The organism is Streptomyces sp. NPDC088745 (assembly GCF_044751045.1).
GTDB classification, from domain to species: domain Bacteria; phylum Actinomycetota; class Actinomycetes; order Streptomycetales; family Streptomycetaceae; genus Streptomyces; species Streptomyces cremeus.
Genome location: NZ_JBIVLB010000011.1, coordinates 183717 through 199036 on the forward strand (window position 1 = coordinate 183717; position 15320 = coordinate 199036).

The following is a 15320-nucleotide window of genomic DNA, read 5'->3' on the forward strand; positions in this document are numbered from 1 at the left end:
TCCGTCCGGTTGTCCACCAAGATCCACAGGTTTGCGGTGCATGCGTCACATTCGGTTCCGGAGGTGGAACCGAATGAACGCACAGAACGCACACGCCCCGAAGACCGCGCGCGGAGCCCTCGGCCGGTACGGCGAGGACCTCGCCGCCCGCCGGCTCGCCGAAGCCGGTATGACCGTCCTGGAGCGCAACTGGCGCTGCCGGGCCGGTGAGATCGACATCGTGGCCCGCGACGGCGACGCGCTCGTCGTCTGCGAGGTCAAGACCCGGCGGGCCGGCGCCTTCCAGCAACCCGCGGAAGGCGTCACCGCCGAGAAGGCCCGACGCCTGCACACCCTCGCCGAGCTCTATCTGCACGAGTACGGCGCCGTCCCGCCCGGCGGGGCCCGGATCGACCTCGTGGGCGTCACCCTGCCCCGGCGCGGGGCCCCCGTCGTGGAACACGTGCGGGGGGTGGCCTGATGGGGTTCGCGCGTACGTGTTCGGTGGCGCTGGTCGGCGTCGAGGGCGTGGTCGTCGAGGTACAGGCCGACCTGGAGCCGGGGGTGGCGGCCTTCGCCCTGGTGGGGCTCCCCGACAAGAGCCTGGTGGAGAGCAAGGACCGGGTGCGGGCGGCCGTCGTCAACTCCGGGGTCCAGTGGCCGCAGAAGAAGCTGACGGTGGGGCTGAGCCCCGCCTCGGTGCCCAAGTCCGGCAGCGGCTTCGACCTGGCCGTGGCGGTGGCCGTGCTGAGCGCCGCCGAGCGGATCGACCCCCGGGAGATCGCCGACCTGGTGGTCATCGGCGAGCTGGGGCTCGACGGCCGGGTCAGACCGGTGCGGGGCATCCTCCCGGCGGTGCTCGCCGCGGCGGAGGCCGGCTACCGGCAGGTGGTGGTGCCCGAACAGTGCGCGGCGGAGGCCGCCCTGGTGCCGGGCGTCTCCGTCCTCGGCGTACGCAGCCTGCGCCAGCTCATCGCGGTCCTCGCCGGGGAGGAGGTGCCCGACGAGGAGCCCGCCGACGAGGGGCGGCCCGACGCCATGCTGGCCGGGCTGATGGTGCCCGGCGCGGGGGCGGGCACCGGACTGACCGCCGGCGGGGACGAGGTGGCCGACCTCGCGGACGTCGGGGGCCAGGAGACCGCCCGCTTCGCCCTGGAGATCGCCGCGGCCGGCGGGCACCACCTGCTGCTCCACGGGCCGCCGGGCGCGGGCAAGACCATGCTCGCGGAGCGGCTGCGCGGCCTGCTGCCCCCGCTCACCCGGCGGGAGTCCCTCGAAGTCACCGCCGTGCACTCGGTGGCGGGCATCCTGCCGCCCGGCGAGCCCCTGGTGACCCGGGCCCCGTACTGCGCGCCCCACCACTCGGCGACCATGCAGTCGCTGATCGGCGGCGGCAACGGACTGCCCCGCCCGGGGGCGGTCTCCCTCGCCCACCGGGGAATCCTCTTCATGGACGAGGCCCCGGAGTTCACGGCCAAGGCGCTCGATTCGCTGCGGCAGCCGCTGGAGTCCGGGCACGTGGTGGTGGCCCGCAGCGCCGGAGTGGTGCGCCTGCCCGCCCGTTTCCAGATGGTGCTGGCCGCGAATCCGTGCCCCTGCGGACGGTTCGGGCAGAAGGAAGCGGTGTGCGACTGCGGTTCGGCGGTGGTCCGGCGCTATCAGGGGCGGCTGTCCGGCCCGCTCATCGACCGGGTCGACCTGCGGGTCGGGGTCGCGGCCGTGACCCGGGCCGACCTGATGGACGCCGGCGGCCGCGGGGAGTCGACCGAGGCCGTCGCCGGGCGGGTGCGGGCCGCCAGGCAGCGGGCCGCGGCCCGCCTGGAGGGCACGCCCTGGACGAACAACAGCGAAGTGCCCGGGCACGAACTGCGCACCCGCTGGGCGTCGGCCCCCGAGGCGCTGGGCGCCGCCGAACGGGACATGGAGCGGGGCCTGCTCACCGCTCGCGGCTTCGACCGGGTGCTGCGCGTGGCCTGGACCGTCGCCGACCTGCACGGCCACGACCGGCCCGACCGCAACGACCTGGAACTCGCCCTCCAGATGCGCACCGGCGTCGACCGCGGAGCCGTCCGCCCCTCCCGCCCGGAACCGGCGGTCCTGGTGGGCGGGGGAGTGTCATGACACCGGACGACGGGCCGGCCGCGGCGGCGCGGGCGGCCCGGGCCGCCCTCACCGGGATCATCGAGCCGGGCGACGAGACGGGCGGCCGGTGGCTGCGCGAGCACGGGCCCGTCGAGGTGCTGCGACGCCTGACCGTTCCCGCGCCCGGACCCGGCGACACGCTCACCGGCGCCAGTGCGAAACGGCTCGACGGCTACCGCAGCCGGGCCGCCGCGGCCGATGCGGACCGGTACCGGGCGGCGGCGGCCTCCGTCGGCGCGCGGCTGATCTGCCCCGGCGAGGAGGAGTGGCCCGGACAGCTCGACGACCTCGGGGACGCCCGGCCGGTCGCCCTGTGGGTCAGGGGGCGGGCGAACCTGCGGTTGTGGGCCCTGCGCTCCGTCGCCGTGGTCGGGGCCCGCGCCTGCACCCCGTACGGGGCGCACATGGCGACCACCCTCGCCGCCGGCCTCGCCGAGCGCGGCTGGGTGGTGGTCTCCGGAGCCGCCTTCGGTATCGACGGCGCGGCGCACCGCGGGGCGCTGGGCACGGACGGGGCCACCGTGGCGGTGCTGGCCTGCGGGACCGACGTCGTCTACCCGCGCGGGCACGCCGAGTTGATCGGGCGCGTCGCCGGCCAGGGACTCGTCGTGAGCGAGTTGCCGCCCGGCAGCCATCCGACCCCCAGCCGTTTCGTGCTGCGCAACCGGGTCATCGCGGCCCTCACCCGCGGCACCGTCGTCGTGGAGGCCGAGTACCGCAGCGGTTCGCTCGCCACCGCCCGCTGCGCCCAGCGCCTGGGCCGCTTCACCATGGGCGTGCCGGGGCCCGCCACCAGCGGACTCTCGGCCGGAGTCCACGAACTGCTGCGCGGCGAGGGCGTACTGGTGACCGACGCCGACGAAGTCGCCGAACTCGTCGGCGAGATCGGCGACCTCGCCCCCGCCCGGCGCGGACCCGTCCTGCCCAAGGACCTCCTGGACCCCGTCACCGCCCGGGTGCTGGAGGCGCTGCCCGCCCGGCGCGCCGCCGACGCGCGCGACGTCGCCCGCGAAGCGGCGACCACCCGGGACGAGGCGCTCGCCCGGCTGTACGAACTGCACTCCCTGGGGTTCGTCGAACGCCGGGGCGACGGCTGGCAGTTGGCGTCAAGCGCGGTACGCGCCGCGTGTGACCGGCGAGGCGGTGCTTGACCAGGGGCTCCGGAGTGAAAAGGTAACGAGATGACCGTGGCACCAGGCGTCCGACCTCGTCGGGAGCAGCCGCGCGCGACGGCGGTTCCGGTGGCCGGACGCGGTCCGCGGCCGTCAACCGGACGATCCGGCTCCATGTCCTTCGCGCACCGCGACGCCTCTGTCACGCTACGCTCGCAAAGATTTCGCCCCGCTCAGGCACCACACACGGCACCAAGTCCCCCTCACGTCACACCAGAACGGCTCAAGGCAACGCATGCCCCAGCACACCTCCGGGTCTGACCGCGCGGCAGCGCCCCCGGCTGCCCGCGGTGCCGTACGGCCCCCGGCGCCCTCGTCCGTGGACGAGTTGTGGCGGTCGTACAAGACCACGGGCGACGAGCGGCTCCGGGAGCAGCTGATCCTGCACTACTCGCCGCTGGTGAAGTACGTCGCGGGCCGGGTCAGCGTGGGCCTGCCCGCCAACGTCGAGCAGGCCGACTTCGTGTCCTCCGGCGTCTTCGGGCTGATCGACGCCATCGAGAAGTTCGACATCGAGCGCTCCATCAAGTTCGAGACGTACGCCATCACCCGCATCCGCGGCGCGATGATCGACGAGCTGCGTGCCCTGGACTGGATCCCGCGCTCCGTGCGGCAGAAGGCCAAGGCCGTCGAGCGGGCCTACGCCACCCTGGAGGCCAAGCTCCGGCGCACCCCCTCCGAGGGCGAGGTCGCCGGCGAGATGGGCATCGCGGTCGAGGAACTGCACACGGTCTTCAGCCAGCTGTCGCTCGCCAACGTGGTCGCCCTCGAAGAGCTGCTGCACGCGGGCGGCGAGGGCGGCGACCGCCTCAGCCTGATGGAGACGCTGGAGGACACCAGCGCCGACAACCCCGTCGAGGTCGCCGAGGACCGCGAGCTGCGCAGACTCCTCGCCCGGTCCATCAACACCCTGCCCGACCGGGAGAAGACCGTGATCACCCTCTACTACTACGAGGGGCTTACCCTGGCCGAGATCGGCAATGTGCTCGGCGTCACGGAGAGCCGGGTCAGCCAGATCCACACCAAGTCGGTCCTGCAGCTCAGGGCCAAGCTCGCCGACGCCGGACGCTGACCGGGCGAACACCGCGCATCGCGCTGAATCGTCCCTGCCGGGTGTACCCCGTCGTCATCTCGACCCGGCATCCGTAGAGTGGAGGCGTGCCAAGGATTCGAGCGGCCTCCGTGGCCGAGCACCGGACGATGCAGCGCAGCGCCCTTCTGGACGCTGCCCGCTCCCTCCTGTCCGAAGGCGGTACGGAGGCTCTGACCTTCCCCGCCCTCGCCGAGCGCACGGGCCTGGCCCGCTCCTCGGTCTACGAGTACTTCCGCTCCCGGGGAGCGGTCGTCGAGGAGCTGTGCGCCGTCGACTTCCCCGTCTGGGCGGCCGAGGTCGAGGACGCCATGGCGGCGGCCGGCACCGCCGAGGGCAAGGTCGAGGCCTACGTGCGGCAGCAACTGACGCTGGTCGGCGACCGCCGTCACCGGGCCGTCGTCGCGATCTCCGCGAGCGAGCTGGACGCCGGCGCGCGGGAGAAGATCCGCGCCGCGCACGGCGGTCTCGTCACGATGATCGGCGACGCCCTGCGCGACCTGGGCCACGAGCAGCCCCGGCTGGCGGCCATGATGCTCCAGGGCGTCGTGGACGCCGCCGTCCGCCGCCTGGAGCTGGGCGGCGCCGCCGAGGACCCGGCCGTCATCACCGAGGCCGCCGTCTCGATGGCCCTGCGCGGCGTCCGGGGCTGACGCCCCAGCCACCACACCGGGCACACGAGCACCGCCCCGGGCGGCACCCCGTCCCGTCCCACCGCCAGCCGGGTCCGGCCCCGTAGCCCTGCGGGAAGCGCCCGGGGCCCTGCCCCTGCCGGAAGCGCCCGGCTCCGTACGCCTGCGGGAAGTGTCCGGGCCTGTGCGGCGGCGGGAAGGGGAACCCCGAAGACCGGCAGCAGCCGGGGCGGGCCGCGGTGCAGCAGGGCGGGCGGGAGCAGGGAGAGCGGGTCCAGGTAGTCCGGGCCCCGCAGCAGGCCCCAGTGCAGACAGCCGCCCACCGGGCAGTGGTGCGCACCGGCCTCCAGCACCGCCACCACCTTGCCCGCCGCCACCTCGTCGCCCTCCGCGACCAGCGCGCGCACCGGCTCGTACGTCGTGCGCAGGGGCGGGTCGCCGGTGCCGGGCAGCGTGACCGACAGCACTCCGCGCCCCGCCACCCGGCCCGCGAACGACACCTCCCCCGCGGCCGCCGCCCGCACCGGTGCGCCCGGCGGGGCCGCCAGGTCCACGCCGCGGTGCCCGGCCGCGTACCGCGAGGGGGGCGGCTCCCAGCCCCGTACGACATCGGGACGTACGCCCACCGGCCAGAAACGGTCCGGGTCCGGGGCGGCGTGCGCCGGTGCGGCCTGCCAGAGCCAGAGGAGGACGGCGAGGGTCAGCGTCATCAGTCGGTACATGCCGAGAACGCTCCCGCAACGGGCGATTTCGCGGGGATCATGGACCGTTCCTGTGGACAGCCGGGCGGTTGTGGACAACGCCGTCACCCGGCACGGTGCGGGTCCCGTACACTTCTTGTGGCGATCCGGGTCACCGGATCGACTTCGCACGTCCCGCCATCACCCTCGTCGCAGCGGTCAGTGGCAGCGCTGCTCGGTCCTCGGAGTCTCCGACCGCACGGTCCGGACCCTCATGGGCACAGCGCGTGGGACGTCAGGCGCGACCGCCGTCCGGCGGAAGCGGTAACCGAGTACCTCAAGGAGTACGGCCATGGCCGTCGTCACGATGCGGGAGCTGCTGGAAAGCGGCGTCCACTTCGGTCACCAGACCCGTCGTTGGAACCCGAAGATGAAGCGTTTCATCTTCACGGAGCGCAACGGCATCTACATCATCGACCTCCTGCAGTCGCTGTCGTACATCGACCGCGCCTACGAGTTCGTGAAGGAGACCGTCGCCCACGGCGGTTCCATCATGTTCGTCGGTACGAAGAAGCAGGCCCAGGAGGCCATCGCGGAGCAGGCGACCCGCGTGGGCATGCCCTACGTGAACCAGCGCTGGCTCGGCGGCATGCTGACCAACTTCTCCACCGTCTACAAGCGCCTCCAGCGCCTGAAGGAGCTGGAGCTCATCGACTTCGAGGACGTGGCCGCGTCGGGCCTCACCAAGAAGGAGCTCCTGGTCCTCTCGCGTGAGAAGGCCAAGCTGGAGAAGACCCTCGGCGGTATCCGCGAGATGTCGAAGGTTCCCTCCGCGGTGTGGATCGTCGACACCAAGAAGGAGCACATCGCCGTCGGCGAGGCGCGCAAGCTGCGCATCCCGGTCGTCGCGATCCTCGACACCAACTGCGACCCCGACGAGGTCGACTACAAGATCCCCGGCAACGACGACGCGATCCGCTCCGTCACGCTGCTCACCCGCGTGATCGCCGACGCCGTCGCCGAGGGCCTCATCGCCCGTTCCGGTGCCGCCACGGGCGACTCCAAGCCGGGCGAGAAGGCCGCCGGCGAGCCCCTCGCCGAGTGGGAGCGCGACCTGCTCGAGGGTGACAAGAAGGCCGACGAGGCTCCGGCCGCCGACGCCGCTGCCGCCGAGGCCGCTCCGGCCGCCGAGGCCGCTCCGGCCGCCGAGGCCGAGAAGCCGGCCGAGGCCGCTGCCGAGGCTCCGGCCGCGGACGCCGACAAGGCCTGAACCAGCCCGTAACGGCTGACTGACGGCGGGGGAGGGAGCGCACCGCGTGCGCTCCGCCCCCGCCGTCCACCCGTAGATCGCGTCGATCCGGGACGCCCGTGAACCGGGCAGCCCGTGGATCACGTCGATCTGGCGGATCACGACTCGTAGATCACGACTTCCGAGAAGAGATTCACAGACTCATGGCGAACTACACCGCCGCTGACGTCAAGAAGCTCCGCGAGCTCACCGGCGCCGGCATGATGGACTGCAAGAAGGCCCTCGACGAGGCCGACGGCAACGTCGACAAGGCTGTCGAAGCCCTGCGCATCAAGGGCCAGAAGGGCGTCGCCAAGCGCGAGGGCCGTTCGGCCGAGAACGGCGCCGTCGTCTCCCTGATCGCCGACGACAACACCTCCGGTGTCATCGTCGAGCTCAAGTGCGAGACGGACTTCGTTGCCAAGGGCGAGAAGTTCCAGGCCGTCGCCAACCAGCTCGCCGCGCACGTCGCCGCCACCAAGCCGGCCGACATCGCCGCGCTGCTCGCCTCCGAGATCGAGGCCGGCAAGACGGTCCAGGCGTTCGTCGACGAGGCCAACGCCAACCTCGGCGAGAAGATCGTCCTGGAGCGCTTCGCCCAGTACGAGGGCGCCTACGTCACCGCGTACATGCACCGCACCATGCCCGACCTGCCCCCGCAGATCGGTGTTCTGGTCGAGCTGGACAAGGCCGACGCCGAGCTGGCCCGTGGCATCGCCCAGCACATCGCCGCCTTCGCGCCGAAGTACCTCGACAAGGGCGACGTCCCGGCCGAGGTCGTCGAGGCCGAGCGCCGCGTCGCCGAGGAGACCACGCGCGCCGAGGGCAAGCCCGAGGCCGCCCTCCCGAAGATCGTCGAGGGTCGCGTGAACGGCTTCTTCAAGGAGGCCACCCTCCTGGGCCAGCCGTACGCGCTGGACAACAAGAAGTCCGTCCAGAAGGTCCTGGACGAGGCCGGCGTCACCCTGAAGCGCTTCGCGCGCATCAAGGTCGGCATCTGAGTCCGTACGTCCGACCCTGTCGACGTAACGCGAACATCGCCAGGCCCGACTAGGGTCTGAGGCAGCCGCCCGGAGTACGCGCCGGACGGCCGCGGATCTGACGAGGAGGCCATTGCCGCAGAGGGAACCGCAAGGATCCACCGGCAATGGCCTTCTTCGTATGTGCACGAGGAGAATTCCCCCATGAATCAGGCGAATCAGGACAGCGGCAAGAGGACCGGGCGCTTCATGCTGAAGCTCTCGGGCGAGGCGTTCGCCGGTGGCGGTGCTCTCGGTGTCGACCCCGACGTCGTCCACGCCATCGCGCGTGAGATCGCCGCGGTCGTACGCGACGGCGCGGAGATCGCGGTCGTCATCGGCGGCGGCAACTTCTTCCGCGGCGCCGAACTCCAGCAGCGCGGCATGGACCGGGCCCGCTCGGACTACATGGGCATGCTCGGCACCGTCATGAACTGCCTCGCGCTCCAGGACTTCCTGGAGAAGGAGGGCATCGACTCCCGCGTCCAGACCGCCATCACCATGGGTCAGGTCGCGGAGCCGTACATTCCGCTGCGCGCCGTGCGTCACCTGGAGAAGGGGCGCGTCGTGATCTTCGGCGCGGGCATGGGCATGCCGTACTTCTCCACCGACACCACCGCTGCCCAGCGCGCGCTGGAGATCGACGCGGAAGCCCTGCTGATGGGCAAGAACGGGGTCGACGGCGTCTACGACTCCGACCCCAAGAAGAACCCCGAAGCGGTCAAGTTCGACGCGCTGGAGTACAGCGAGGTGCTGGCCCGCGACCTCAAGGTCGCCGACGCCACCGCCATCACGCTGTGCCGCGACAACGACCTGCCGATCCTGGTCTTCGAGCTGCTGGCCGAGGGCAATATCGCCCGCGCGGTCAAGGGTGAGAAGATCGGCACGCTCGTCAACGCCCGGGGCACTCGGGGCTGACAGGTGGGTGGTCCGTCCCCCTGGCCCCGCCGGGGGATGGACAATGTCCTGCCGGTCGGACACCGTGCAGGAGACGACGCACGCAGCAGCAGATGTACGCAGCGGCAGGTGCGGGCGGTGACAGCAGCAGTGGTACGCAACAGGTGTACGCAGCAGGTGTACGCAGCAGTCCAAGTCATGCAGCGCAGTTCAAGACATGCAGGAGTACGTGGTGATTGAAGAAATTCTTCTTGAGGCCGAGGAGAAAATGGAGAAGGCCGTCGTGGTCGCCAAGGAGGACTTCGCCGCGATCCGCACCGGCCGTGCGCACCCGGCGATGTTCAACAAGATCGTGGCCGACTACTACGGCGCTCTGACCCCCATCAACCAGCTGGCGTCGTTCTCGGTCCCCGAGCCCCGCATGGCCGTGGTGACCCCCTTCGACGCGAGCGCCCTGCGCAACATCGAGCAGGCCATCCGCGACTCCGACCTCGGCGTCAACCCGAGCAACGACGGCCGCATCATCCGAGTGACGTTCCCCCAGCTGACGGAGGAGCGCCGCAAGGACTACATCAAGGTCGCGCGCAACAAGGCCGAGGACTCCCGGATCTCGATCCGCTCCGTGCGCCGCAAGGCCAAGGACACCCTCGACAAGCTGGTCAAGGACAAGGAAGCCGGCGAGGACGAGGTCCGCCGTGCCGAGAAGGAGCTCGACGACACCACCGCGAAGTACGTGGCGCAGGTGGACGAGCTGCTGAAGCACAAGGAAGCCGAGCTGCTCGAGGTCTGATGAACGACTCTTCCTGGGGAGCCCGGCCGAGGGCGGGCTATGCCGGTGAATGGACCGCCCCCGACCAGGGGCCCCTCCCGGCGGGTCCCGCGTACGATGCGTATGACGCCCAGCACACTCGGCCCATGCCCATCGTGCCCGAGACAGGCAGAGACGCCGACGACCGCGACGACCGGAACCGGGGGACCGCTCCTGCGAGGCGGAGCGGTCCCCCGTTCGGCGACGACATGCCGCAGGGCGGTTCTCCGTTCCGCGAAGAGATGCCGCAGGAGCTCATGTCCACCCCGCCCCCGGCGCCGCAGCAGCCTCAGGCGCAGCAGCCGCCCCCGCCCCCTCAGGCTGCTCAGCCTCTGGCGCCCGAGCCGCCTCCGGCTTCCCAGGCTCCGCACGTTCCTCAGGTCTCCCAGGCTCCACAGGTCCCTCAGGTTCCTCAGAAGAAGCGGGCGGGCCGTGATCTGCGGGCCGCCATAGGGGTGGGTCTCGGTCTCGGCGCCGTGATCTTCGCCTCCCTGTTCATCTGGCCGCCCGCCTTCATCGGTGTCATAGCGGTCGCCGTGGTCGTCGGGCTGTGGGAACTGACCTCCCGCCTCGAGGAGCGCAAGGGGATCAAGGCGCCGCTGGTGCCGCTCGCGGTCGGCGGTGCGGCGATGGTCGTCGCCGGTTACGTGCGCGGGCCCGAGGGCGCGTGGGTCGCGATGGCCCTCACCGCGCTGGCGGTGCTGGTCTGGCGGATGACCGAACCCCCCGAGGGGTACCTCAAGGACGTCACCGCGGGGGTCTTCGCCGCGTTCTACGTCCCGTTCCTGGCCACCTTCGTCGCGCTGATGCTCACCGCCGACGACGGGCCGCAGCGGGTGCTCACCTTCCTGCTGCTGACCGTGGTCAGCGACACCGGTGCGTACGCGGTGGGCTGGCGCTTCGGCAGGCACAAGCTGGCGCCGAGCATCAGCCCGGGCAAGACCCGGGAAGGGCTGCTCGGGGCGATCGCCTTCGCGATGGCGGCGGGCGTGCTGTGCATGACACTGCTGGTCGACGGCGGCACGTGGTGGCAGGGCATGCTGCTGGGCCTCGCGGTCGCGGCGAGTGCCACGCTGGGCGACCTGGGCGAGTCCATGATCAAGAGGGATCTCGGGATCAAGGACATGGGCACGCTGCTGCCCGGCCACGGCGGCATCATGGACCGGCTGGACTCGCTGCTGCCGACGGCTCCGGTGGTGTGGCTGATGCTGGTGATCTTCGTGGGGTCCGCGTGATCCCGGGTCCCGCGGTCGCCTGACCGGCGCTCGACCTGCTGCTGTACGGATGAGGGGCCCGCTGTCCACAGGACGGCGGGTCCCTCGTCTGCTTCTCACGGCTGAGCCGCCGTCGCTCTCACGGTGGTGGCCGGCCGCGGCGGTCCCGGGCGCGCAATGGCCGCTTTCGGTGGGTGCTCGCGATGTCTGCGACACTGGAGAGACCATGCCTGTACCCGGAGAACTCACTTTCGTCGCGCCCCGCGGAGCCAAGAAGCCCCCGCGGCACCTCGCCGACCTCACGCCCGCCGAGCGCAAGGAAGCGGTTGCCGAGATCGGCGAGAAGCCGTTCCGCGCCAAGCAGCTGTCCCAGCACTACTTCGCCCGGTACGCCCACGACCCGGCGGAGTGGACCGACATCCCCGCCGGTTCGCGCGACAAGCTGCGGGACGCGCTGCTGCCCGAACTGATGACCGTCGTACGGCACCTGTCGACCGACCAGGACACCACGCGCAAGACGCTGTGGAAGATGCACGACGGGACGCTGGTGGAGTCCGTGCTCATGCGGTACCCGGACCGGGTGACCATGTGCATCTCCTCACAGGCGGGCTGCGGCATGAACTGCCCGTTCTGCGCCACCGGGCAGGCCGGTCTCGACCGGAACCTGTCGACGGCGGAGATCGTGCACCAGATCGTCGACGGCATGCGCGCGCTGCGCGACGGCGAGGTCCCGGGCGGACCGGCGCGGCTGTCGAACATCGTCTTCATGGGGATGGGCGAGCCGCTGGCCAACTACAAGCGCGTCGTCGGCGCCATCCGCCGGCTGACCGACCCCGAGCCGGACGGGCTCGGGCTGTCGCAGCGTGGCATCACGGTCTCCACCGTGGGTCTGGTGCCCGCGATGCTGCGGTTCGCGGACGAGGGCTTCAAGTGCCGTCTCGCCGTGTCGCTGCACGCGCCGGACGACGAGCTGCGCGACACCCTGGTGCCGGTGAACACGCGCTGGAAGGTGCGGGAGGTGCTGGACGCCGCGTGGGAGTACGCGGAGAAGTCCGGCCGCCGCATCTCGATCGAGTACGCGCTGATCCGGGACATCAACGACCAGGCCTGGCGGGGCGACCTGCTGGGCCGGCTGCTGAAGAACAAGCGGGTGCACGTCAACCTCATCCCGCTGAACCCGACGCCGGGCTCCAAGTGGACCGCTTCGCGGCCCGAGGACGAGAAGGCCTTCGTCGAGGCCATCGCGTCGCACGGGGTGCCGGTGACCGTGCGGGACACCCGGGGCCAGGAGATCGACGGGGCCTGCGGGCAGCTGGCGGCGTCCGAGCGCTAGTTCGACGGAGCCCCTGTAGGCTGGGCTGCACATTTACATATTTCCGACAGGGGAGCGCCACAGCGCTGAGAGTGCGGCACCGTTCGTTGCGTACGGACAAGGCCGCAGACCCTCTGAACCTTGCCCAGGTCATTCTGGGTAGGAAGTTCGGTCGTTACTCAAGCTGTTGCGCCCTGCCCGCACCCCTTCTTCGGGGGCGGGCAGGGCCGCGTCTCTTCCTGGTCATGCCCAGGAGGATGTTTTGAGCACCATCAAGAGGTACGCCGCCACGGCACTGGCCGCAGCCGTCGGCGTCAGCGCGCTCGCCGCCTGCGGGGGCTCCGACAGTGACTCCGCCCGGAGCGGCGGGGCCGCCTCGAAGACCGTCACGCTGGTCAGTCACGACTCGTTCGACGTGTCGCCCGCCGTGCTGAAGGCGTTCACACAGCAGACCGGTTTCACGGTGAAGGTCCTCAAGAGCGGGGACGCCGGCGCCGCGCTCAACCAGGAGATCCTCACCAAGGGCTCGCCGCGCGGCGACGTCTTCTTCGGCGTCGACAACACCCTCCTCTCGCGCGCGCTCGACAACGGGCTGTTCCAGTCGTACGAGGCCAAGGGCCTGGAGCGAATACCGGCGGACCTCCAGCTGGACAGGGCCGAGCACCGGGTGACCCCCGTCGACACCGGCGACATCTGCGTCAACTACGACAAGAAGTACTTCGCCGACAAGAAGCTGGCACCGCCGAAGACCCTCGACGACCTGGTCAAGCCCGCGTACAAGGACCTGCTCGTCGTGGAGGACGCCGCGAACTCCTCGCCGGGCCTCGGCTTCCTCCTCGCCACCGCCGGTCAGTACGGCGACGACGGCTGGCAGGGCTACTGGCAGAAGCTCAAGGACAACGGCGTCAAGGTCGTCGACGGCTGGGAGCAGGCGTACAACGAGGAGTTCTCCGGGTCCGCCGGCGGCAAGAAGGCCAAGGCGGACCGGCCGCTGGTGGTCTCCTACGCCTCCAGCCCGCCGGTCGAGGTGCTCTACGCCGAGCCGCGTCCGGCCGAGGCCCCGACCGGTGTCGCCACCGGGACCTGCTTCCGGCAGATCGAGTTCGCCGGGCTGCTGGACGGCGCGAAGAACGAAGCGGGCGGCAAGGCGCTCCTCGACTTCCTCATCGGCAAGCAGTTCCAGGAGGACCTGCCGCTGAAGATGTTCGTGAACCCGGCGGTCAAGGGCACCGCACTGCCCGAGGTCTACACGAAGTTCGGTGAGACCGTCGACAAGCCGCTGACCGTCGAGCCCAAGAAGATCACCGACAACCGTGAGCAGTGGGTCAAGACGTGGTCCTCGCTGGTGAAGAAGTAGCCGAGACCCGGCCGGGCGGCCGTCGAGGGCCTGACAGGGGCTCCCGTGGCGGCGCCGGGCCGGCCGGGCGGCGGGGCGCGTGGCGCGGGAGCGCGGTGCGCTGCGGGCTGATGGCCGTGCCGCTCGCCTTCTTCGCGCTGTTCTTCGCCTACCCGGTCGTCGCGATCGTGGGGCGGGGGCTGAGGTCCGGCGGCAGCTGGCAGTTCGGGCGGATCGGAGAGGTGCTCGGCGACCCCGACATCGGTGGAGTGCTGTGGTTTACGACCTGGCAGGCGCTCGCCTCCACCGCGCTCACTCTGGTACTGGCCCTGCCGGCGGCCTATGTCTTCGCCCGGTTCGACTTCCCCGGCAAGCAGTTGCTGCGGGCCGTGGTCACCGTACCGTTCGTCCTGCCCACGGTCGTGGTGGGCACCGCCTTCCTGGCCGTGCTGGGACGGGGAGGGCTGCTGGCGGAGCTGTGGGGGGTGCGGCTGGACACCAGTGTGTGGGCGATCCTGCTGGCGCACGTCTTCTTCAACTACGCGGTGGTCGTACGGACCGTGGGCGGCCTGTGGTCGCAGCTCGATCCCCGTCAGGAAGAGGCGGCGCGCGTCCTGGGCGCGGGGCGCTTCGCCGCCTGGTGGCGGGTGACCCTGCCCGCGCTGGCGCCGGCGGTGGCGGCGGCCGCGCTGATGGTCTTCCTCTTCACCTTCACCTCCTTCGGAGTGGTGCAGATCCTGGGCGGGCCGTCCTTCTCCACCCTGGAGGTGGAGATCTACCGCCAGACAGCGCAGTTCCTCGACCTCCCGACGGCGGCCGTGCTCACCCTCGTCCAGTTCGCGGCGGTGGGGGCGATCCTCGCCGTCCACGCCTGGACCGTGCGGCGCAGGGAGAGCGCGCTGAGGCTCGTCGACCCGTCCCGTACGGCGCGACGGCCCCGCGGGGTGGGACAGTGGGCGCTGCTCGGCGGGGTGCTGGCCACCGTGCTCGTGCTGATCCTGCTGCCGCTCGCGGTGCTGGTCGAACGCTCCTTCGACGGCCCGGACGGATACGGCTTCCGCTACTACCGGGCACTGCAGTCGGCCGACGGGGGCGGTGGAACCTTCCTCGTCCCCCCGCTGGAAGCGGTCGGCAACTCCCTTCAGTACGCCGTCGTGGCGACGCTCATCGCCCTGGTGGTGGGGGGTCTGGCCGCTGCCGCGCTCACCCGGCGTGCGGGACGGCTCGTGCGGGGCTTCGACGCGCTGTTGATGCTGCCGCTGGGGGTGTCCGCGGTGACGGTCGGCTTCGGCTTCCTGATCACCCTCCACCAGCCGCCGCTGGACCTGCGGACCTCGTGGATCCTGGTGCCGTTGGCGCAGGCGCTGGTAGGAGTGCCGTTCGTCGTACGGACCATGCTTCCGGTGCTCCGCGCGGTGGACGGGCGGCTGCGTGAGGCCGCCGCCGTCCTCGGGGCGTCGCCGCTGCGGGCGTGGCGGGAGGTCGACCTGCCGATGGTGCGGCGGGCACTGCTCGTCGCGGCCGGGTTCGCCTTCGCCGTCTCGCTGGGAGAGTTCGGCGCGACCGTCTTCATCGCCCGGCCGGACAACCCGACGCTTCCGGTGGCCGTGGCCCGGCTGCTCGGGCGGGCCGGGGACCTCAACTACGGGCAGGCGATGGCCCTCAGCACGATCCTGATGGTCGTGTGCGCGGTGTCGCTGCTGGTGCTGGAACGCATCCGGCCCGACCGATCCACATCCGGGGAGTTCTGA

Annotated in this window: 13 protein-coding genes, 1 pseudogene and 1 riboswitch; of the genes and pseudogenes, 13 read left to right on the forward strand and 1 reads right to left on the reverse strand. The window is 71.4% G+C overall.

Annotated elements, in window-relative coordinates:
* Positions 1–73 precede the first annotated feature (73 nt).
* The 5 genes from ACIP93_RS26490 (at position 74) to ACIP93_RS26510 (ending at position 5036) form a co-directional block, all read left to right on the forward strand.
* Positions 74–460, forward strand: a complete 387-nt coding sequence (locus tag ACIP93_RS26490; RefSeq protein WP_345228083.1) for a YraN family protein — start codon at positions 74–76, stop codon at positions 458–460.
* A complete protein-coding gene (locus ACIP93_RS26495) occupies positions 460–2100 on the forward strand; it encodes a YifB family Mg chelatase-like AAA ATPase (RefSeq protein ID WP_345228081.1) in 1641 nt (546 codons plus the stop codon). The genes ACIP93_RS26490 and ACIP93_RS26495 overlap by 1 nt, the downstream gene beginning before the upstream one ends.
* Entirely contained in the window at positions 2097–3272 is a 1176-nt protein-coding gene (dprA, locus tag ACIP93_RS26500) for a DNA-processing protein DprA (RefSeq protein ID WP_401762255.1), read from the forward strand. The genes ACIP93_RS26495 and dprA overlap by 4 nt, the downstream gene beginning before the upstream one ends.
* Before the next feature lie 256 nt (positions 3273–3528).
* Positions 3529–4365: an RNA polymerase sigma factor WhiG gene (gene whiG, locus ACIP93_RS26505; RefSeq protein ID WP_401762258.1), complete on the forward strand. Its 837-nt coding sequence runs from the start codon at positions 3529–3531 to the stop codon at positions 4363–4365.
* Positions 4366–4475: 110 nt separating this feature from the next.
* Positions 4476–5036, forward strand: a complete 561-nt coding sequence (locus ACIP93_RS26510) for a helix-turn-helix domain-containing protein (protein WP_345229122.1) — start codon at positions 4476–4478, stop codon at positions 5034–5036.
* A gap of 173 nt (positions 5037–5209) precedes the next feature.
* Here ACIP93_RS26510 and ACIP93_RS26515 read toward each other — a convergent pair.
* Positions 5210–5725 (reverse strand): annotated as a pseudogene (locus ACIP93_RS26515) (peptidoglycan DD-metalloendopeptidase family protein); the annotation flags it as partial.
* Positions 5726–6047: 322 nt separating this feature from the next.
* On the opposite strand from ACIP93_RS26515, the gene rpsB reads away from it, so the two are divergent.
* The 8 genes from rpsB to ACIP93_RS26555 all read left to right on the forward strand — a co-directional run bounded on the left by rpsB (position 6048) and on the right by ACIP93_RS26555 (position 15320).
* Positions 6048–6965 (forward strand): 30S ribosomal protein S2, encoded by a 918-nt coding sequence (gene rpsB, locus ACIP93_RS26520; RefSeq protein ID WP_401762260.1) that lies wholly within the window; start codon positions 6048–6050, stop codon positions 6963–6965.
* A 182-nt stretch (positions 6966–7147) separates the two neighbouring features.
* Positions 7148–7984 carry a translation elongation factor Ts gene (tsf, locus tag ACIP93_RS26525; RefSeq protein WP_345228071.1) on the forward strand — a complete coding sequence of 279 codons (837 nt, stop codon included), beginning with the start codon at positions 7148–7150 and terminating at the stop codon, positions 7982–7984.
* Between the two features lie 183 nt (positions 7985–8167).
* Entirely contained in the window at positions 8168–8920 is a 753-nt protein-coding gene (gene pyrH, locus ACIP93_RS26530; protein ID WP_345228069.1) for a UMP kinase, read from the forward strand.
* Positions 8921–9131: 211 nt separating this feature from the next.
* Complete coding sequence (gene frr / locus ACIP93_RS26535; RefSeq protein ID WP_401762263.1) at positions 9132–9689, forward strand: ribosome recycling factor; 558 nt, start codon at positions 9132–9134, stop codon at positions 9687–9689.
* Positions 9689–10942 carry a phosphatidate cytidylyltransferase gene (locus ACIP93_RS26540; protein ID WP_401762266.1) on the forward strand — a complete coding sequence of 418 codons (1254 nt, stop codon included), beginning with the start codon at positions 9689–9691 and terminating at the stop codon, positions 10940–10942. Before frr ends, ACIP93_RS26540 begins: the two co-directional genes overlap by 1 nt.
* 205 nt (positions 10943–11147) lie before the next feature.
* Entirely contained in the window at positions 11148–12254 is a 1107-nt protein-coding gene (gene rlmN, locus ACIP93_RS26545; RefSeq protein ID WP_345228061.1) for a 23S rRNA (adenine(2503)-C(2))-methyltransferase RlmN, read from the forward strand.
* Positions 12255–12292: 38 nt separating this feature from the next.
* A riboswitch (TPP riboswitch) is annotated at positions 12293–12417 on the forward strand.
* Positions 12418–12495: 78 nt separating this feature from the next.
* Positions 12496–13590 (forward strand): thiamine ABC transporter substrate binding subunit, encoded by a 1095-nt coding sequence (locus ACIP93_RS26550; RefSeq protein WP_401762268.1) that lies wholly within the window; start codon positions 12496–12498, stop codon positions 13588–13590.
* Positions 13591–13700: 110 nt separating this feature from the next.
* Positions 13701–15320 (forward strand): ABC transporter permease, encoded by a 1620-nt coding sequence (locus ACIP93_RS26555; RefSeq protein ID WP_401762271.1) that lies wholly within the window; start codon positions 13701–13703, stop codon positions 15318–15320.

Bases quoted from the DNA above. Each gene is read 5' to 3' on its own strand.
- ACIP93_RS26490 (WP_345228083.1), top strand. From the start codon at position 74: ATGAACGCACAGAACGCACACGCCCCGAAGACCGCGCGCGGAGCCCTC.
- ACIP93_RS26495 (WP_345228081.1), top strand. From the start codon at position 460: ATGGGGTTCGCGCGTACGTGTTCGGTGGCGCTGGTCGGCGTCGAGGGC.
- dprA (WP_401762255.1), top strand. From the start codon at position 2,097: ATGACACCGGACGACGGGCCGGCCGCGGCGGCGCGGGCGGCCCGGGCC.
- whiG (WP_401762258.1), top strand. From the start codon at position 3,529: ATGCCCCAGCACACCTCCGGGTCTGACCGCGCGGCAGCGCCCCCGGCT.
- rpsB (WP_401762260.1), top strand. From the start codon at position 6,048: ATGGCCGTCGTCACGATGCGGGAGCTGCTGGAAAGCGGCGTCCACTTC.
- tsf (WP_345228071.1), top strand. From the start codon at position 7,148: ATGGCGAACTACACCGCCGCTGACGTCAAGAAGCTCCGCGAGCTCACC.
- pyrH (WP_345228069.1), top strand. From the start codon at position 8,168: ATGAATCAGGCGAATCAGGACAGCGGCAAGAGGACCGGGCGCTTCATG.
- ACIP93_RS26540 (WP_401762266.1), top strand. From the start codon at position 9,689: ATGAACGACTCTTCCTGGGGAGCCCGGCCGAGGGCGGGCTATGCCGGT.
- rlmN (WP_345228061.1), top strand. From the start codon at position 11,148: ATGCCTGTACCCGGAGAACTCACTTTCGTCGCGCCCCGCGGAGCCAAG.
- ACIP93_RS26555 (WP_401762271.1), top strand. From the start codon at position 13,701: ATGGCCGTGCCGCTCGCCTTCTTCGCGCTGTTCTTCGCCTACCCGGTC.